Source organism: Desulfuromonas sp. CSMB_57, assembly GCF_020194955.2.
Classification (GTDB): Bacteria; Desulfobacterota; Desulfuromonadia; order Desulfuromonadales; family Syntrophotaleaceae; genus JAFCIY02.
Map to the genome: position 1 here is coordinate 23,747 of NZ_JAFCIY020000030.1, position 19,133 is coordinate 42,879.

Here is a 19,133-nt window from a genome sequence, read left to right on the forward strand (position 1 = left end):
AGGTTTTGCCTATTGCGGGTCGGGCCCAATAAATTCCACCTGAATGATCTGCTGGGCGCCGTAGGGGATGCCGTAGAATTTGTTGTTGATCCGATCGCCCGTGACCCACTTGCCGGTGCTTGTGGGCACGATGCCCTCGAGGGGGATGCGGGTGGCGGTGCCGGCCTCGGGATCGATGACCAGCAGGTCCGAAGCGGTGTAGGGGACGGCGTAGATGTTGCCGTCGGGGCCCAGGACGGCTTCCGACCAGCCGGCGCCGGAAAAATTGGCCCTCAGGTTGTGCAGGGCGGCCGTATTGGTCATGGGGTCGATGATCAGGATGTCCGGGGATTGGCTGTAGGGAATGGCGTAAATCTTGCCGTCGGGAGCGAGAATCCCCTCGGCGTACTTGTGCTGTCGCGTCAGCTTGGCGCCGAGGTCGTCACGAAAGGCTATCCCCGACGCCGGATCGATGATGAGGATGTCCCGGGCATGGCGGGGCATGCCGTAAATGCGGCCGTTGCCGGCACGGATTCCTCCGGACCACTTGTGGGAACCGTGCAACCTGGCCCCCATGTCGCTGCGCACGGCGGTGCCGGCCATGGCATCGATGATCAGGATGTCTCGGGCATTTCTAGGGATGCAGTAGATTTTGTTATCCAGGCCGAGCACGGCGCCGGCCCACTTGGCCCGGTCGGACAGGTCCAGACCGAAGTCGGTCTGCGTCGCGGTGCCGGCGATGGGGTCGATGATCAGCACGGTCGAGGCATGGTAGGGTACCCCATAAATTTTCCCGTCCGGGCCAAGGCATCCGCTGGCCCATTTTGACCCGCCTTGCAGTGTTTCTCCCAAGGTGCTGCGGGTGGCGCTGTTGGTGCGCGGGTCGATGATGAGGATGTCCTCTGCGCTGTAGGGAATGCCGTAGATTCTGCCGTCCGGGCCTTTGACGCCGCCCCACCATTTGGATTTCGTTTCGAATGGTTTCGCGCCGAATTTGCCGATGGTGACAACGAGGGTGAATTCGGCTCCCGGCAGGCGTACGGACTGTACTCGCTGGCCGTTGAGCTTGCTGGACCGCAGGGCACCCGTCTTGGCTCCGTTTGCGCCCATGGGACCTGGCTCGGAGTGCATCACGCGGGAAGCAGGTGTTTTGGAATGGAGTTCGGGGCCTTCTTCGTTGCTGCAGGCCATCACACAGAACACCGCCAGCCACCACAACACAATTGCAGGAATTTTCATGCTCGGCCCCTTGGGGAGAGGGCCATGGGCGCAGGGCAAGAAGGGGGAGGCGGTCCATGGCGGGTCCCTGTCCAAAAGCATACAACCCGAAAGGCGCGATGCCAGGGACACGTCGAATTTTGCCGGTGGCGGACCGCCCTTCTTTGAAAAACCTTGACGATCCAATCCCGGGTGGCGCAATAATACCCATATACAGGTTGCTAGAAAATTTTCCTGCATCGCCAACTGTTTGAGTACGCAGCAGAAATGGTTTTCGTGGCAGCATTGGCAGGGCTCACCTTGCGGAGATTTTCGACATGAACAGGTTCGTCGCTGCAATCCTATTCGTCATGGCGGTTTTCCTGCATGGTCCGTCGGTAAGCGGGACGGCAGGGCATGAATCGGGGGCGGGCCGGACCGCACCCCTGGTCGATTGCTCGAACTGCAGTCTTGATCTTATGAATCCCGGGCGTTGGAAGGAACGACTCGTCGCCCCGTCCAAGCCGGTTGCCGCGCCCATTTGGTGCGCCGCCTGCGGCCTGGAGTTCCCCTCCGCCGACGCCTTGCAGCAGCATCTGCGGGAGCATCCGGAACACCGGACCGCGCCCTTGGTGGATTGCATGAACTGCAGTCTGGATTTGATCAATCCGGGGCGTTGGAAGGAACAGCTCACCAGTCCGGCCCAACCGGTGGCCGCGCCGATTCGATGCACGGCCTGCGGATTGGAATTTTCATCCGGCGAAGGGTTGCAGCAACATTTGCGGGAACATCCGGAACATCGGACCGCTCCTCTTATCGATTGTTCGAACTGTGGGCTGGACTACACCCGACCGGATCGCTGGAAAGAGAAACTCCGGAAATAGCCCCGGGCAAAGGGGCGGGGTTAGTCCCGGACCGAGATGACGAACCGGGCACCGATGTAGACGATGTGCTCCGACACGAACAGGCGGTAAAACCGGTCGGGCCGGTTGAGGTAGTCGCTGACCCGGCTGCGGTCCTGGGGCAGGTCCACAAAGATGTCGCCTTCGACGGTTTTGCCGTGCAGGGTGGTGACCTGTACCCGGTACTTTTTGCCCAGCATCATCAGTTCATCGCCTTCATCCACGGCCGGCGTGGCGGCCATGACGATGTTGGCGGTGTTGATGTGCACCGTGCCGCCGGCGGTTTTTACCGGCACAAAGGCGTCCTCGCTGTCGTTGAGCAGGTTGCCGACCCGTTGCGGCTTCTGACCGCGAACGTCGTATAGGCTGAGAAAAACCTCGCCCGCCACATCGCTGCCATCGGCCAGGGTAAGCCGGACCTCTTGCCGGGTTTTGGTGATTTTCTGGTCGCTCATTCCAACTCCTCCTTTTCCTGCTACTGAAACTGACTCTTGTTGGCCGCGAACTTGTAAGCTTCCTCACGGGTGATTTTGCCGGCGGTGAGCAGGTCCTGGATGGCCTGATCCATGAGCATCATGCCCTGGGCCCGGCCGGTCTGGATGACCGAGGGGATCTGGAAGGTCTTGCCTTCGCGAATCAGGTTGGAAACCGCCGGGGTCACGGCCAGGATTTCCAGGGCGGCGCAGCGCTTGCCCTCGACGGTACGCAGCAGTTGCTGGGCGATGACGCCTTTGAGGGATTCGCCGAGCATGGTGCGTACCTGCTCCTGCTGGTTGGTGGGGAAGACGTTGATGATGCGGTCGACGGTTTTGGCGGCACTGCTGGTGTGCAGGGTGCCGAACACCAGATGGCCGGTTTCCGCCGCGGTGATGGCCAGTTCGATGGTTTCCAGATCGCGCATTTCGCCGACCAGGATGAGATCCGGATCCTCCCGCAGGGCCGCCTTGAGGGCCGAGGCGAAGGAGCGGGTATGGCGCCCGACTTCCCGCTGGTTGATGAGGCTCTGTTGGCTGACGTGCACGAATTCGATGGGATCCTCGACGGTGAGGATGTGGTCCTTGCGGGTCCGGTTGACGTGGTCGATCATGGCCGCCAGGGTGGTGGATTTGCCGCTGCCCGTGGGACCGGTGACCAGCACCAGGCCTTTTTTGAACTGGGTGAAATTGAGTACCGCCGGGGGCAGGCCGAGTTGCTCGGCGCTGAGGATTTCGGCGGGAATCAGGCGGAACACGGCACTCATGCCGAGGCGGCCGGAGAAGATGTTGGCCCGGAAGCGGGATTGCAGTTCCGGGACCTCGTAGGCATAGTCGAGATCGCGCGTGGTTTCGAAGGTCTTGCGCTGGGTCTCGGTCATGATCTCGTAGAGCAGGGCCTTGTTTTGCTCATGGCTGAGCACCTGGTTCATGGCCGCTTCCAGTTCGCCGGAGCGACGGATCAGGGGCGGATTGCCGGGGGACAGATGCAGGTCGGAGCCGCCCTTGTCCTTCAAAATTTTGAACAGTGCGTCAATTTTGGCCATGGGTGTGGTCTCGTGGAATGGGGAAAACGCAGGGTTGCCGTCCTGGTCGCGGCTTCGGTGAAATCCTTCCTCCATGGCAAGCATATTCCATGCCGGCTGAAACCGGGCCGGGAGGGTGGCTGCTGGTGGTGGGGATTTTTAGAAAAATACAAAAGCCAGGAGTTGCGCAAAGGCCGCTCCTGGCTTTTTTTCATCCGTCCTGCAGTCAGGCTCAGCTTTTTACGGCCTGACCGGCCGTTGCCGACCGCGGCCGACGGTGGCTGGAGGTCCGCCCGCCGGGAGGGTTTTGCCGCGAGGCGGGACGCTGCTGCCGGGGGGCCCGGGCATTTTCCCGGGGTTCCGCCGGGGCGGTCGCCTGGTAGTCGAAATCGGCCAGGGTGCGTCGCTCGATGGCGCTGCCCAGGGTCTTTTCGATGGCTCGGACCATGGCGGTATCTTCGCCGCTCACCAGGGTAAAGGCATCGCCGGTACGGGCGGCGCGGCCGGTGCGGCCGATGCGGTGAATATAGGCCTCTGGGGTGTCGGGGATATCGTAGTTGATGACGTGGGACACCTGTGAGACGTCGATGCCGCGCGCTGCGATGTCCGTGGCCACCAGGGTCTGATAGCGGCCTTCACGAAAGCCGTTGAGGGCTTCCTGGCGACGGTTCTGGGACAGATTGCCCTGCAGGGAGGCGGCTTTGTAACCGGCTTTTTCCAGTTGCAGACCCAGGCGCTTGGCGCGGTGTTTGGTGCGGGTGAAGATCAGCACCGACTCGGTATCCGTGTGCTGCAGCAGTTCCAGCAGCAGGGCGGTTTTCAGGTGCGACGCCACGGGATACAGGGCATGGCTGACGGTGGTCGCCGGGGCGACGGTGCTGACCTGCACGGTGGCCGGGTTGACCAGCAGATCGCGGGCCAGTTTGCGGATGGCGTCGGGCATGGTGGCCGAAAACAGCAGGGTCTGGCGCTGCTGGGGCAGATGGCCCAGAATGCGCCGGATGTCGGGGAAAAAGCCCATGTCGAACATCTGGTCGGCTTCGTCCAGGACCAGGACCTCCAGGGCGCCAAGGGCGATGGTTCCCTGGCGGATGTGGTCGAGCAGGCGCCCCGGGCAGGCGACGACGATCTCGGCGCCGCGCTTGAGTTTCTGCACCTGCGGGTTGGCGCTGACGCCGCCGTAGATGGTCATGCTGCGCAGGCCGGTCTGTCCGGCGAGGCTGCCGATGGCTTCGTGGATCTGCTCCGCCAGTTCGCGGGTCGGGGCGATGATCAGGGCCCGAACCCGGCCGCGCGGACCGTCCATGAGGCGGTGCAGGATGGGTAGCGCGAAAGCGGCCGTTTTGCCGGTACCGGTCTGCGCCAGGCCCATGACATCGCGGCCCGCCATCACCGTGGGGATGGCCTGCTGCTGAATCGGGGTTGGGACGGAAAAGCCCGCGGCGACCACTCCGGCGGCGACCTTGGGGTGAAAATTGAACTCTTGAAACTCCATCAAATCCTTCTCTCTGCGTTCCATATAAAAAAACCCCGGAGGGATTCCGGGGTTGACGATGACGACGTTTTGACTTCGTTTTTTTCCTGGAACGGCTTATTCTTGGGCCAAGCCTAACAGTGCGCTACGGGTCCTGTCAAGGGAATTCCCGGCCGGACCTCCACCGCTACAGGTCTTAAATGGGCGGAAATTCAGGCGGGAGCCCAATCATCAGTCCGCTGAAAGTGTTTTCTATGATATCTGAACCAAGCTGTCCGCTGTGCCGCCGGCCCGACATCTACGGCATTGATTGCGCCGAAAAAATCTATTACCGATGCCGTCGCTGTCGACTGGTGTTTCTGGATGCGCGTTTTTATCTCGAGCCCGCCGCGGAAAAGGCGGTCTATGACTGGCATGAAAACCGGGCCGATGATGCCGGCTACCGGAGCTTTTTGTCGCGCAGCTTGCAGGAAATAGTCCAACGTCGGCCGCCGCCGGCGGCGGGGCTGGATTTCGGCTGCGGTCCCGGTCCGGTTCTAATGGCCATGGCGCGGGAGGAGGGTTACGAGATGGCCGCCTACGACAAGTTTTATGCCGACGACCCGGGTGTTTTCCTGCGAAAATATGATTTCATTACCTGTACCGAGGTGGTGGAGCACCTGCGTGACCCGGTCGGGGAACTCGACCGCCTGTGGACCCTGCTCAAACCCCGGGGGCTGCTGGTGGTGCAGACCAAGCGGGTGCTGGACGATGTACGGTTCAAGAGCTGGTTCTATCGGCGGGATCCGACTCACATCTCCTTTTTTGCCCCGGACTCCTTCGAATGGCTGGCGGAGCGGTGGGGGGCGAAGCTGGCCTTCCCCCAGGGCGATGTGGCGGTTCTGGTCAAGGGGGCCTGATGCGCCGGGCGGCGTGGCGGCAGATACTGATGGAGGTTGCGGATGCGTAAAGAGGTGGATGTGGTGGTCATCGGCGCGGGCAGCGCCGGGCTGGCGGCGGTGCGGCAGATCCGGCAGGTCACCGACAATTTCCTGCTGGTCAATCAGGGCGCCCTGGGCACCACCTGCGCCCGGGTCGGGTGCATGCCGTCCAAGGCCCTGATCCAGGTGGCGAAGGATTATCATCGGCGGGAATGGCTGGCTGAAGCGGGCATCCGCGGCAGCCTGGACCTCCAATGCGACCTGCCGGCGGTGATGGAGCATGTGCGCCGGCTGCGCGATCGCTTCGCCTCGGGCATGGTGCGGGTGACCCGGGATCTGGCCGGGGAGCGGCTGGTGGCAGGGACGGCCCGCCTGCTGGGGCCGGATCGCATTCTCCTCAACGGCGAGGAGATCGCCTGCCGCCGCCTGGTGCTGGCCGTCGGAGCCCGACCGACCGTGCCCGAGGCCTGGCAGCGCTTCGGGGAGCGCCTGATGACCAGCGATACGGTATTCGAGCAGCGGGACTTTCCAAAACGGCTGGCCGTGGTCGGCATGGGCCTCATCGGTCTGGAACTCGGCCAGGCCCTGGCCCGGCTGGGGGTGGAGGTGGTCGGTTTCGGCCGCAACCCCAAGGTCGGCGGCATCTCCGATGCGACCATCAGCAGGGTAGCCCGGGATCAGTTCGCGCGCGACTTGCCGCTGCACCTGGGCTCGGCCGTCGAGGTGGCGGAGCAGGGCGCGGAGTTGCTGGTCGGCAACGCGACGACGGAGTTGCGCGTCGACGCCGTGCTGGTGGCGGTGGGGGTCACCCCGAATGTCGAGGGCCTGGGACTGGAAAACCTCGGCGTCGAACTGGACCAGCGGGGCCTGCCGCAGTTCGACCCGCACACCATGCAGGTGGCCGATCTGCCGGTGTTTTTGGTCGGCGATGCCAACGGCTGCCGGCCCATCCTGCATGAGGCTTTGGACGAGGGGCTGATTGCCGGTCACAACGCCGTCGCCGCCGAGGCGGGGCGGTTTTGCCGCCGCCCGGCCCTGCGTATCGGCTTTTGCGATCCGCAGATTGCCGCCGTCGGAAAACTGCCGGTCCCGGATGGGGAGGAAACCATCCTGACCGGTCTCGCCGATTTTTCGGAACAGTCCCGCGCCGCCCTCGAAGGGCGCAACGCCGGCCGCCTGCATGTCTATGCGGACCGGGACAGCGGCCGGCTGCTGGGCGGGGAAATGGCCGTCCCCGAGGCGGAGCATCTGGCCCACCTGCTGGCCCTGGCCGTGCAGCAGCAGATGACTGTCCACGAGGCGCTGCTGATGCCCTTTTATCACCCCGCCGTTGAGGAGGGACTGCGCGCCGCCCTGCGGGATGCCGCGCGGCAAATGAAAGACGCCCATCCGGCCCCGGAACTGTCCCTGTGTGGTGCCGCGCCGGAACGGCCCCTGTGCTGACCCGGCCGCTGCAGCCGAGAAATAAGGTTCAGCAACCCCGGGCGGCCATATGCTTTGCCAGATCCACCAGGCGCGCCGAATAGCCCCATTCGTTGTCGTACCAGGCCAGCACCTTGGCCACCCGGCGGCCGAGCATCATGGTGGAAGGGGCGTCGATGACCGCCGAATGGGGATCGCCGACGATATCCTGGGACACCAGGGCTTCGTCCGTAACCCGCAGAATGCCCTGCAGAGCGGGGTTGGCGGCGGCGTCGCGCAAGGTCCGGTTGATCTCTTCCACGGAGGCGTCCTGCTCCAGGGTGAGGACCATATCGGTGATGGAGCCATCGGGCACCGGCACCCGCATGGCCATGCCCGTCATGCGCCCGGCCAGTTCCGGCAGGACCTTCTCCGCCGCCTTGGCGGCGCCGGTGGTGGTGGGAATGATGGACAATGCCGCCGCCCGGCCGCGCCGCCGGTGGCGCGCCGGGGTGTCCATCAGGGACTGGCTGGAAGTGTAGGCATGCACGGTGGTGAACACCAGGGTCGCGATGCCGAAGCGGTGATGCAGGAGCTTGGCCACCGGGGCCAGGCAGTTGGTGGTGCAGGAGGCCATGGAGACGACGCGGTGGGCCTCCGGACGGTAGGCGTCTTCGTTGACGCCCATCACCAGCATGGCGTCAGAGTCGTCGGCCGGGGCCGAGACGATGACCCGCCGCGCGCCGGCGGTCAGATGGCCGGCGGCCTTGGCCCGCGGTCGCAGGGCGCCGCTGCTTTCGATGACGATGTCGACCTCCAGATCGCCCCAGGGCAGGGCCGTCGGGTCGCTCTGGGAAAAGAAGGGGATGCGCTGGCCGTCGATGCTCAGGGCGGCTTCCGCGGCGGCCACCTTGCTCGCATACCAGCCATGCACCGAATCGTACTTGAGCAGGTAGGCGAGGTCGTCCAAATCCGCCAGATCGTTGATCCCCACCACCTCGAAGTTGGCGTTGCGCAGGAACTGTTTGCAGACCGTCCGGCCGATGCGGCCGAAACCGTTGATGGCGATGCGGGTCTTTGCTGAACCGGGCATGGCATACTCCTTTGGGTTGAAAGGCAGGTCGATGCAGGGTTGAATGAACTGTTCGTTAATGGGGCTCGGGCCCGCCACGCCAAGGGTGTCTGGCGCCTGGATGGCGCCGGTCAAGCCCCAGGGATGGGTTCATGCGTCCCTTGGCGTGGCGGGTGCGAGCCCCTTCTGCGCAGTTTCCGAAGAGTCACGGGCTCGCGTCTATTCTGGAAAGGCCCGAACTCTCTGTCAACCGTCTTCCAAAATTTTCATGGCCGGGGCGACCTGCTCCAGGCTGAAGACCTTGCAACTTCCCCCTCCCTTCGGTAGAGTGCGGATCGGGTTCAGCGATTCTTTTCTACCGGTCCGGGAATGATCCATCCATGTCCACATTCCGCTTTCTGCATGCCGCCGACCTGCATCTCGACAGCCCCCTGCGGGGTCTCGAAGCCTATCCCGATGCACCCCTGGACCAGATCCGGGGTGCCACGCGGCGGGCCCTGGAGAACCTGGTCGACCGGGCCATCGAGGAGCAAGTGGCGTTTCTGCTGTTGGCCGGGGACATCTATGACGGGGAATGGAAAGATTACCACAGCGCGCTGTTTTTTGCCCGCTGCATGGGGCGCCTGCGGGAAGCGGGGATCCGGGTCTTTCTGATATCCGGCAACCACGACGCCGCCAGCGTCATCGCCCGCGCCCTGCGTCCTCCGGACAACGTTCATGTCTTTGCCACCCGCCACCCGGAAACGGTGCGTCTGGATGCATTGGGGGTGGCGATTCACGGCCAGGGCTACGCCCGTCGCGACAATCGCGAGGATATGGCGGCGGCCTACCCGGCGGCCCTGCCGGGGCTGTTCAACATCGGCTTGTTGCACACGGCCCTCAACGGCCGTGCCGGCCATGAACCCTATGCGCCCACCTCCCTCGCCATTTTGGCCGGCAAGGGCTACGATTATTGGGCCCTGGGCCACGTTCACCAGCGCGAGGTGGTTTCCCAGACGCCCTGGGTGGTGTTTCCGGGGTGTCTGCAGGGCCGGCACATTCGCGAAGCCGGCAGCAAGGGCGCTGTTTTGGTCAGCGTCGAGGAAGGGCGGGTCCAGGATGTGGCGGAATGCCAGCTGGATGTCCTGCGCTGGCAGGAATGCCGCCTCGATGTGACCGGCTGCGACAGCCTCGACACCCTCTTGCAAAAGGTTCAGGGGCATTTCGAGGCGGCCCTCAGCCAGGCCGACGGCCGCGTCGTGGCCCTGCGCCTGCGGCTGGCCGGCGCCACCTGTCTGCACCATGAACTGCACCGCAACCTGGCCCGCTGGACGGAGGAATGCCGCGCGCTGGCCGCCGGCTTGGGCTCGGTCTGGCTGGAGAAGTTGATGCTGGATACCCGCCCGGTGGCGACGCCGTGGACCGGGCTGGAGGAGGATTCGCCCCTGGCCGGCCTGATCCGGGCGGTGCAGGACCTGACTCTGAGCGGACCGGCGGCCATGGGCGTCGGGGAACTGGCCGAATTGCGCAGCCGGCTGCCGGTCGAATTGACCGGTGACGGCGATCCGTTCGATTGCCGCGATCCGGAGCGCCTCGGCGAGCTGCAGGAGGAGGTGCGCGAACTGCTCCTGGGACGGCTGCTGGGGCAGGGCAGGGTGGCATGAGAATCCGGCGCTTGGAGCTGAGGGCGTTTGGCCCCTTTACCGGCAAGGTGCTGGATTTTTCCGGCGACGGACCGGGCCTGCACCTGGTGTACGGCCCCAACGAGGCCGGCAAGAGCAGTACCTTGCGCGCCCTGAAGGCCTGGCTGTACGGTTTTGAGGAGCGCACCCGCGACAACTTCCTCCACCCCAACGACCAGTTGCTGGTGGCCGGTCTGGTGGAAGAGGCGGGGCGGCAGCTGTATTTCGCCCGGCGCAAACGCCGCAAGGCCGATCTCCTCGATGCCGCGGGCCATCCTCTGGACCCGGCCCTGCCGGCGGCCCTGCTGCACGGCATCGACCTGGCGACCTTCGAAAAGCTGTTCGGACTCAATCATGAAAGCCTGGTCCAGGGGGCGACGGATATCCTGCTGGAAAAAGGCGGCGCCGGCACCACCCTGTTTGCCGCCGGCACCGGCTTTGCCGCCCTGCGCGAGGTACTGGCCGGGCTGCAGACGGACAGCGATGAGATCTACAAGGCGCGTGCGGCCAAGCCGCTGCTGAACAGCGAACTGCGGCAATTCGCCGCCCTCAAGGAGGATATCAAGGGACTGTCCCTGTCCGGACGCCAGTGGCAGGAGCACGATCAGGCGTTGCGGCAGGCCCTGCAGGAGTTGGAGCGGGCACGTCTGCGACGCGGCGAACTCGATGGCGAGCGACGGCGCCTGGAGCGCCTGCTGCAGGCCCTGCCGGTGTTCGGTGCGCGCCGGGAACTGCGGCGGCGACTGGCGGACCTGCAGCGGGTTCGCCCCCTGCCGGCGGATTTTGCCGACCGCCGGCGCGACGTGGAGGAACGCTTCACCGTCGCGCGGCAGAAGCTGGCCGCGGCGGAGGAGCGGTGCCAGGAATTGCGTCAGCAGGCCGCCGGCATTCAGCTCGATGCCCCCTTGTTGGACCAGGCGGAAACCATCGGCCGGCTTCATCAGCGCCTCGGCGAATACCGCAAGGGATTGCGCGACCTGCCGTTGCTGGAGGGTAAACGGGTCCAGGAAAAGACCGCCGCCGGACAGCTGTTGCGAAAACTGCGCCCGGATCTCGATCTGGCAGGGGCGGAGGCCCTGCGGCCCTTGCTGCGACGTCGGCGGGGCATCCAGGAATTGGGCTCGCGCCTGCCCCTGCTGCAACAGCGGGCCGATGAGGCCGATCGCGAGTTGCGGCGCCTGGAACGGGAGCGGGAGGCATTGCAGAACTCCTTGCAGAGTCTTGCCGAACCCGTCGATGTGCAGCCCTTGAAAGCCGCCTTGGCGGCGGCGCAGCAATTGGGCGAGGTGGACCGGGAGCTGGCCGAACGCGGCCGGGAAACGCAGGCGGAGCGCGAAGGACTGCGGGTGGCGGTGCGTCGCTTGGGGCTATGGCAGGGGACGGCTGAGGAATTGGCGGCCTTGCCGCTGCCCCTGGAGGAATCCGTCGCCCGGTTCCTGGCCGACCGGCGGACCGGCCGGGAAGCGCAGCTGGAACTGGACCGCCGGCGGCAGGAACTGGAGCAGGAGCAGGCTCGTCTCGGGTTGGAGATCGCCGCCATCGAGAATGCCGGCGAGGTACCCACGGAAAGGGAGCTGGAGCGGCTGCGGCGGTTGCGGGACCAGGGTTGGCAGCTACTGCGCCGGCAATGGCTGGACGGGGAGGAGATCGGTGCGGAAGCCAGCGCCTACCATCCCGAGCTGCCGTTGCCCGAGGCCTTCGAGCAGAACCTGGTGCAGGCCGACGCGACGGCCGATCGGCTGCGCCGCGAGGCGGCCCGGGTGCATAAATACGCCCATCTGTTGGCACAACAGGAGGCGACCCGCGCGGCCCTGGAAGACCTGGCGACGGCACGACCGGTGCTGGCAGAGCAGGCTGCGGCCCAGGAGCGGCAATGGCAGGAGCTCTGGCGGCCCTGCGGGGTGCGGCCCCTGTCGCCGGAGGAAATGGCGCCCTGGCTGGCCCGCATGGACAAGCTGCGCGGGCAGGCGGAGCAACTCCTGTGTCAGGAACAGAAACTGGCGGGTCTGGCGGCGCGCCGCGAGGCGGCCAGAGGGAACTTGGCGGGGGCATTGGCGCAGCGGGGCGTGGCGGCGCCGGCCGGCCCCGACCTGGCTCCGATCCTCCATCTGGCGCAGCAGGAACGGGATCGCAGTGAGGCGCAAGCCCGGGAACAGCAGACCCTGCAGCGCCAATGGACGGCTCTGACGGCCGCCTTGCCGGCGGCGGCCGAGGCGGTACGGGAGGCCCATGACGGTCTGGACCGTGCACGACGGAACTGGACCGAGGCTCTGCAGGAGCTGGGCTTGCCGCCCCAGGCCGCTCCCGGCGATGTGGACGATTTTTTCGAAAGTCTGTCCGCCTGCCTGGAACATTTGGACAAAGCCGCTGAATTCGCCAAACGCGCCGCCGGCATTCAGCGCGACAACGACCGGTTGCAGGAAGAGGTGCGACTGCTGCTGGGGCATGTGGCCCCCGACCTTGCGACACTGCCCATCGAGCCGGCCATGGAGCAGCTCAACGGCTTGCTGGAACGGGCCCGCGCCCAGCAGGTGATGCTGGAGGGGTGCCGGGAAAGCCTGCGCAGGGTCGAGACCGAACTCAGCCGCCAGCGCGGCGTGCTGGCCGCGGTCAGGACCGAGTTGGCCGATCTCTGCACCCTGGCCGGATGCGAATCCGCGGACGGACTGGAGACGGCCCTGCGCGATTGGCAGGAACGGCAGGCCCTCGAGGCCCGCCTCGCCGAGGAAGATCGGCGCCTGCTGCAACTGGCCGGCGGCATGCCCCTCGCCGAGTTCGAGGGTTTGGCCGGCCAGGTGGACGCCGATGCCCTGCCGGGCCAGGTGCAGGCCTTGGGCGAAGAGTTGGAAGAGGTTAATCGGCGGATCAGTGAACTGGATCAGCAGGTCGGTGAAGAACGCACCGAGTTGCAGCGCATGGACGGCAACGCCGCCGCCGCTCTGAAGGCCGAAGAAGCCCAAACCTGCCTGGCGCGCATGCGCCGTCTGGCCGAGCGTTTTGTACGCCTGCGCATTGCGGCCCGGGTCCTGGAGGAGGAGATCGAACGGTACCGGACCGAGCATCAGGATCCGGTGCTGGCCCTGGCCGGAGCCTACTTCGCCGAATTGACCCTGCATTCCTTTGCCGGACTGCGCACCGATGTGGGTGACAAGGGGGAGCCGGTCATCGTCGGCATGCGTGGCAACGGCCATCGGGTGGCCGTGGAAGGCATGAGTTCCGGCACCCGGGATCAGCTGTTCCTTGCCCTGCGCCTGGCCTCCCTCGAACATCGCCTGGATCGGCACCCGGCCATCCCCTTCATCGTCGATGATATCCTGGTCAATTTCGACGATGACCGCACCCTGGCAACCTTGAAGGCGCTGAACCGCCTGGCGCAAAAAAACCAGGTCATCCTGTTCACCCACCACCGCCAGGCGGTCCGGGCCGGTACGGCCTTGGATTGCCAGATTCTGGAACTGTAACAGCAGGGCGGCGGTCGGCCGCGGTTCGTAACTATTATTTGTTTATGCCCCCGGCTCCAGCCGAGGCAGTACTTTCTCCTTCTCGTACTCGTAATCGTACTCGTACTCGTAATCGATTCATGGACCGGCTACGATTACCATGACGACAACGACAACCGTTCGCTACCTCTTCACTGACCATAAGGCGAGCTTCTGCGCCCAAGGTCGGTCTCCGACAACACATAACATGAGAAAAGTGTCTAACCAGGTCATATTTTTAGAATTGACAAATCTTCCCCTCTGTGAAACCATGAGCGCTGCTTCATTCGTTTTTTCTTGTACCGAACATCCTCCGGTTGTCTGCCCATGTCTTTCCAAATTTTGCATCATGGCGCCGTGGACGGCGTCACCGGGTCCTGTCACGAGCTGCGACTGGCCTCCGGCGCCGGCCTGCTGGTGGATTGCGGGCTTTTTCAGGGCGAAGAGGAGTCGGGGCAGGGGGCCGGCGCCCAGCGCCTGGCCATCGAATTTCCCGTCCAACACCTGCGCGCCCTGGTGGTGACCCATGTGCATATCGACCATGTGGGGCGTATTCCCTACCTGCTGGCGGCCGGTTTCGAAGGGCCGATCTATTGCAGTCAACCCTCCGCCGAGTTGCTGCCCCTGGTGCTGGAAGACTCCCTGCGGGTCGGGGTCACCCGGGATCGGCAGCTGCTTGACAAGTTTTTGACTCGGTTGCAACGGCAGATCAAGCCTTTAGCCTACGGTGCCTGGCAGAATATTGACACCGGGACTGCCGAGACTCTGGCGATTCGGCTGCAGCCGGCGGGTCATATCCTCGGTTCCGCCTACGTCATGGTCCGGTTGGGCGGCCAGCGACCGGGGCCGGATACTCTGGTGATGTTTTCCGGCGATCTGGGGCCGCCGCACACGCCGTTGTTGGCGGCTCCCCGACCTCCCTGGCGGGCCGATGTGGTAGTGCTCGAAAGCACCTATGGCGACCGGTTGCATGCAGGACGGCGGCTGCGGCGCCGACAATTGCAACAGGTCCTGGAAACCGCACTGGCCGACAACGGCGTGGTGTTGGTGCCGGCCTTCAGCATCGGTCGCACCCAGGAACTGCTGTATGAACTCGAAGGGATCCTTCACGCCCACCGCAAGCCGTCGGATAATTCCGGCCTCACTTGGCAAAATTTGGAAATCATTGTGGATTCGCCCCTGGCCAACCGGTTCTCGGCGGTCTACCGGAACATGAGCCGGTTCTGGGACGCCGAGGCCCACCGGCGTCTGCAGGGCGGTCGCAAGCCCCTGTCTTTTCCACAGCTGACCACCATCGACGACCACGCCGAGCACCAGCGCAAGGTCGCACATCTGACCGCCCATGGCGGCCCCTGCGTGGTCATCGCCGCCGGCGGCATGTGCCAGGGCGGCAGAATCGTCAATTATCTCAAGGCGCTGCTCGGTGACCCGCGCACCGATGTGCTGCTGGTCGGCTATCAGGCGCGGGGTACCCCGGGCCGGGATATCCAGGTGTACGGGCCGCGCGGCGGCTATGTTCTGCTCGACGGCGAGCGCTATCCCATTCGCGCCAAGGTGCATACGCTGGCGGGCTATTCGGCCCACGGGGACCAGTTCAATCTGGTCAATTTCGTGGGGCGCATGCGCCATTGGCCGCAACGGGTACGCCTCGTGCATGGAGAGTTCGCGGCCCGGCAGGCCCTGAAGGCGGCCCTCGAAGAAATTCTGGGTGAGGGCAGGGTGGAATGTTGAAAAAAACCGGTTCCAGGCCGGAGTGCGGCGCCGCCATCTGTTTGGATAGAAAATTATATTAAAATTATTGCAATTTGTTTTTTGCAGGAATATTGTTGCGGGCAAGAGCAATGAACCCTGCGCGCAGGAGGTTCTTCCATGGAGATGCTCAAGCTGTTCTACGTGTTCATGACCGCCCTGTTCGTCAGCCTGGTCATGGTGCCGGGGTTGCGGCGGTGGGCCATCGAAAAGCGTCAGTTCGATGTTCCGGACCGGCGCAAGGTGCATGTCCGGCCCAAGCCGCGTCTGGGCGGGGTGGCCATCTTCCTGGCGTTCCTGTTCTCCGTCCTGCTGTTCGACGGCATCGGCCGCGAGGTGCGGGGGATCCTGGCCGGTGCCCTGATCCTGTTCATGACCGGGCTCATCGACGATCTTTACGGCCTCTCCGCCAAGCGTAAATTTATTGGGGAGATCCTGGGTTGCCTGGTCACCATGGCCGTGGGCGGCCTCTATATCGCCCATCTCGGCAACCTGTTCGGCACCGGATACATCGTGTTGCCGGTCTGGATCGGCGTGCCCTTCACCCTGTTCGCCATGGTCGGCGTGGTCAACGCCATCAACCTGCTGGATGGCCTGGATGGACTGGCCGGCGGTTTTTCGACCTTTGCCCTGGGTGCCTTTCTGGTGCTGGCCATGGAAGGCGGCAACGACCCGGTGATGCTCATGTGCGCCGGACTCATGGGCGGCCTGTTCGGGTTTCTGCGCTACAATGCCTATCCGGCCCGCATCTTCATGGGCGACGCGGGCAGTCTGACGGTGGGTTTTCTGCTCGGTTTTCTGGCCATCTACCTCACCCAGGGGCCCGCTGCCGAAGTCAAACCCGTCATCCCCTTCATCATCCTGGGCCTGCCGATTGTCGATACGGTGCGGGTCATGTCCGAGCGGGTCCTCAAAGGGGGCAACCCCTTTCAACCGGATCGCATTCATGTCCACCACCGGTTTCTGGATCTCGGTTTCAACCACCGTTTCACGGTGATCATCATTCACGGCATGACCCTGTTCTGGGTCATGGTGGCCCTGCTGCTGCACCATCTGCCGTCCCACGTCCTGTTGTTTCTGTACCTGTCCCTGTCTCTGCTGTTTTACCTGGGATTGCGGGTTTCCCTGCATTATCGCGACCGATTGAGCCTGTTCCGGCGCGACTCGGAGCGCAGCCTGCGCGAAACGGCCGTTTATCAGGCCTTGAGTCATTGGATTGCCCAGACCGATCTGTTGCTGGCGGCGGCCCTGGCCCTGTTTTTGATGTACACCATCGCCAATCCGGGCCATGTGGACGGGCAGATCACCCTGTTGTCCTCCCTGTTGCTGGCCGTCAGCGGTCTGACCTATTTGATGACCCGCAATTACCGCCACCCCTTCCTGTTGGCTCTGATTTTCAGCGCCGGCATGCTCATCGCCTTCCAGACCGAACAGTTTAACTCCTCGCGGATGGCATCCGCCATGCTGCCCGAGTCCTTCGTCAATCTGCTGTTCGTGTTCAGCGCCGCGCTCATCGGCCTGCGCATCCTGTTTCGGCAGGCGGAGCCCTTCAGTTTTCGGGCTTCCTTCGACATTCTGTTGCTGGCCATGTGCCTGTCCCTGGCGGTGCTCGCTCCGGACCTGCAGCTGGCCATCCGCCTGCCCGAGGTGCTGTTCAAGGGACTGGTGCTGTTTGCCGCCTGCAAGCTCTTGGCCTTTAAGGCCCAACCCGTGTTTCGCTGGGTCTTCCTCGGTTTGCACGGGGTGCTGCTGACCTTCGTGTTGCGCGGCATGTTGGGGTGACCCCGGATCTTGCCGGCACCGCCGGCAACCTCTGACAATCTTTCGCGATGCCCGAATTTTTTTGTTGCATCGGAATCGGCCATTTGTTATAAGTTGTCTCGCTTCAAGCCGAAGTGGTGGAATTGGTAGACACGCTAGGTTCAGGGTCTAGTGACCGTAGGGTCGTGGGAGTTCGAGTCTCCCCTTCGGCACCACAAAACAAAAAGCCCGTAATCGTGATGATTACGGGCTTTATTGTTTTGGGGCCGGCCTGATAAACTGTGCAGAGCAGGGTACACCGGAAGCAACTGGTCACCGTGGAGAGCCATTGTGCGCATCCTGATCGTCATTCCCCGTCAACCCCGCACAACAGGCAACTGGGTGGCTGCATGCCGCCAGCAAACAGGCCTGCAAGCCCTTGGCCATACCGTTCGCATTGTCGAAGTGGCGGAACCGGGGGAGGGCCTGGAAAAGACCGTGGCAGGCTTTGCGCCGGACGTGGTCAACCTGCTGCACGCCTACCGCAGCGGCAAACCTTGGCTGGCCTGCCACTCTGCGTACCATATCCCTTTGGCGGTCACCCTGACCGGCACCGATGTCAACCACGACCTGAACAGTCCCCAAGAGCGGACCATCATTCTGCAGGTTTTGGCAGCTGCCGGGGCCATCATCACCATCCATCCCGTAACCTGTCAGGCTTTGGCCCTGGAGTTTCCGGACTGGTCGGCCAAACTGCATCATGTGCCGCCGGCGGTGACCTTCGAGGGCGAGTATTTCGACCTTCGAGGGCGGTTGAAAATCCCTCGGGAAGCGGTGCTGTTTCTGCATCCGGCCGGCGTGCGACCGGTCAAAGGCAATCTGGAGTTGCTGTTGATGTTCGACCGGGTCGTCCGCGCCAAGCGCTGCCGCCTGGTTTTCTGCGGTCCGATACTGGATGCGGATTACAGCATGAGTTTTTTTCGCGCTCTGCGCGGCCGTCCGTGGGCCTTGTATGCGGGAGAGGTTCCGGTAGCGGCCATGCCGAGCGTCATGCAGGCGGCGGACGTGGTCCTCAACAATTCCTGCAGCGAAGGGTTCTCCAGCGTTTTGCAGGAAGCCGCCGGTCTTGGCGTGCCGGTGCTGGCTCGGGACATCCCCGGCAATCGGGGGGCCTTCGAGCCGGGATGCCAGGGATGGCTTTACGGTTCCGCCCAGGATTTCGTTCGGCAGGCCGTAGGCTTGGCAAAACATCCCGGTTGGCGCCGCCGATTGTCCCGGCCCACGCCGACTGTCCGTTCCCGGCTGGAAGAAGCTCTTCAATTGGAGCACATCTACCGTCGTCTTCTGGCCGCTCCAGCCAGGCCCTGTCTCCCTTCGACCTTCAGTGACCGGGACGACAACCGGTTTTCGCCCTGTGGGGTCGGACACGGCCGGGAATGGGGGGCCACCTCCTGATCCGTACCCGAGACCTTGGGAGTGGCGGCGCAGAAGATGGCAGGGAAACTTACGCGTGGATTTTTGGCGTGGGAAGGTAAGGACTCATGGTGAAAATATTCTTTTCCGGATCCATTCGCGGTGGCGGAAAGTATCGGGCAAGTTATCTGCGGGTGCTCGACTTTCTGCAGAGCTACGGCGAGGTCATTTCAGAGCATTTCGAGCCAGGCAACGCACCCGCAAGCGGAGAAGGCGTCGATGACGCGGCCATTTATGCCAGGGATGTGCGATGGATCGGGGAGGCGGATCTGCTGATTGCCGACGTTTCGCAACCGTCCATCGGCGTGGGGTATGAAATCGCCTTGGCGGAAAGTCTCGGCATCCCGGTGCTGGCGCTGTATGACTCGCGGGCGGAAAATCCCTTATCCGCCATGATTGCCGGCAATCCCCGGATCCCTGTCCTGCGGTATGCTTCCCATGCCGAGCTGTGGCCGATGCTGGACGCCGCCCTAGTGTCTCATGCGGTCAGTCGTGTCAAGAAATTCTGAGAGATTTTGGTTGTCGGCAAGGCGCGCCGCCGCGGGCCTGGCCAGAGTTAAGCCGCCAGGCCATACCCCATAGCCCTGG

The 19,133-nt window shown here is 64.0% G+C and carries 14 protein-coding genes and 1 tRNA gene; 10 read left to right on the forward strand and 5 right to left on the reverse strand.

The annotated features are described in order from the left end of the window. Positions 1–9: 9 nt before the first annotated feature. Positions 10–1,218, reverse strand: coding sequence for an NHL repeat-containing protein (locus JQN68_RS09290; RefSeq protein WP_249621134.1), 1,209 nt, complete (start codon positions 1,216–1,218; stop codon positions 10–12). 296 nt (positions 1,219–1,514) lie between these two features. Here JQN68_RS09290 and JQN68_RS09295 point away from each other — a divergent pair, with 296 nt between their 5' ends. Beyond that, positions 1,515–2,060, forward strand: coding sequence for a C2H2-type zinc finger protein (locus JQN68_RS09295; RefSeq protein ID WP_249621135.1), 546 nt, complete (start codon positions 1,515–1,517; stop codon positions 2,058–2,060). A 20-nt stretch (positions 2,061–2,080) separates the two neighbouring features. Here the strand turns inward: JQN68_RS09295 and JQN68_RS09300 are convergent, their stop codons facing one another. From JQN68_RS09300 to JQN68_RS09310, 3 genes are all read right to left on the reverse strand, one after another. After that, positions 2,081–2,533 carry a hypothetical protein gene (locus JQN68_RS09300; RefSeq protein WP_249621136.1) on the reverse strand — a complete coding sequence of 151 codons (453 nt, stop codon included), beginning with the start codon at positions 2,531–2,533 and terminating at the stop codon, positions 2,081–2,083. A gap of 20 nt (positions 2,534–2,553) precedes the next feature. Then, positions 2,554–3,597 carry a type IV pilus twitching motility protein PilT gene (locus JQN68_RS09305; RefSeq protein WP_225073449.1) on the reverse strand — a complete coding sequence of 348 codons (1,044 nt, stop codon included), beginning with the start codon at positions 3,595–3,597 and terminating at the stop codon, positions 2,554–2,556. 211 nt (positions 3,598–3,808) lie between these two features. Continuing rightward, positions 3,809–5,071 carry a DEAD/DEAH box helicase gene (locus JQN68_RS09310; RefSeq protein ID WP_225073460.1) on the reverse strand — a complete coding sequence of 421 codons (1,263 nt, stop codon included), beginning with the start codon at positions 5,069–5,071 and terminating at the stop codon, positions 3,809–3,811. A gap of 233 nt (positions 5,072–5,304) precedes the next feature. Here JQN68_RS09310 and JQN68_RS09315 point away from each other — a divergent pair, with 233 nt between their 5' ends. Further along, positions 5,305–5,949 (forward strand): class I SAM-dependent methyltransferase, encoded by a 645-nt coding sequence (locus JQN68_RS09315; protein WP_225073450.1) that lies wholly within the window; start codon positions 5,305–5,307, stop codon positions 5,947–5,949. A gap of 42 nt (positions 5,950–5,991) precedes the next feature. After that, the gene (locus JQN68_RS09320; RefSeq protein WP_225073451.1) at positions 5,992–7,413 is read left to right on the forward strand and encodes a dihydrolipoyl dehydrogenase; all 1,422 of its coding nucleotides are present in this window, start codon (positions 5,992–5,994) and stop codon (positions 7,411–7,413) included. Positions 7,414–7,441: 28 nt separating this feature from the next. Here the strand turns inward: JQN68_RS09320 and gap are convergent, their stop codons facing one another. Beyond that, positions 7,442–8,464 (reverse strand): type I glyceraldehyde-3-phosphate dehydrogenase, encoded by a 1,023-nt coding sequence (gene gap / locus JQN68_RS09325; RefSeq protein WP_225073452.1) that lies wholly within the window; start codon positions 8,462–8,464, stop codon positions 7,442–7,444. Between the two features lie 359 nt (positions 8,465–8,823). Between gap and JQN68_RS09330 the strand changes: the two genes are divergently transcribed. From JQN68_RS09330 to JQN68_RS09360, 7 genes are all read left to right on the forward strand, one after another. Further along, complete coding sequence (locus JQN68_RS09330) at positions 8,824–10,086, forward strand: metallophosphoesterase family protein (RefSeq protein WP_225073453.1); 1,263 nt, start codon at positions 8,824–8,826, stop codon at positions 10,084–10,086. Further along, positions 10,083–13,565, forward strand: a complete 3,483-nt coding sequence (locus tag JQN68_RS09335) for a YhaN family protein (protein ID WP_249621137.1) — start codon at positions 10,083–10,085, stop codon at positions 13,563–13,565. The genes JQN68_RS09330 and JQN68_RS09335 overlap by 4 nt, the downstream gene beginning before the upstream one ends. Before the next feature lie 345 nt (positions 13,566–13,910). Further along, the gene (locus tag JQN68_RS09340) at positions 13,911–15,314 is read left to right on the forward strand and encodes an MBL fold metallo-hydrolase RNA specificity domain-containing protein (protein ID WP_225073455.1); all 1,404 of its coding nucleotides are present in this window, start codon (positions 13,911–13,913) and stop codon (positions 15,312–15,314) included. 138 nt (positions 15,315–15,452) lie between these two features. Next, positions 15,453–17,114, forward strand: coding sequence for a glycosyltransferase family 4 protein (locus JQN68_RS09345; protein ID WP_225073456.1), 1,662 nt, complete (start codon positions 15,453–15,455; stop codon positions 17,112–17,114). Positions 17,115–17,221: 107 nt separating this feature from the next. Further along, positions 17,222–17,308: transfer RNA gene (locus JQN68_RS09350), tRNA-Leu, on the forward strand. Between the two features lie 115 nt (positions 17,309–17,423). Continuing rightward, a complete protein-coding gene (locus tag JQN68_RS09355; protein WP_225073457.1) occupies positions 17,424–18,527 on the forward strand; it encodes a glycosyltransferase in 1,104 nt (367 codons plus the stop codon). A gap of 86 nt (positions 18,528–18,613) precedes the next feature. Further along, complete coding sequence (locus JQN68_RS09360) at positions 18,614–19,054, forward strand: nucleoside 2-deoxyribosyltransferase (RefSeq protein ID WP_225073458.1); 441 nt, start codon at positions 18,614–18,616, stop codon at positions 19,052–19,054. The last annotated feature ends 79 nt before the right edge of the window (positions 19,055–19,133 follow it).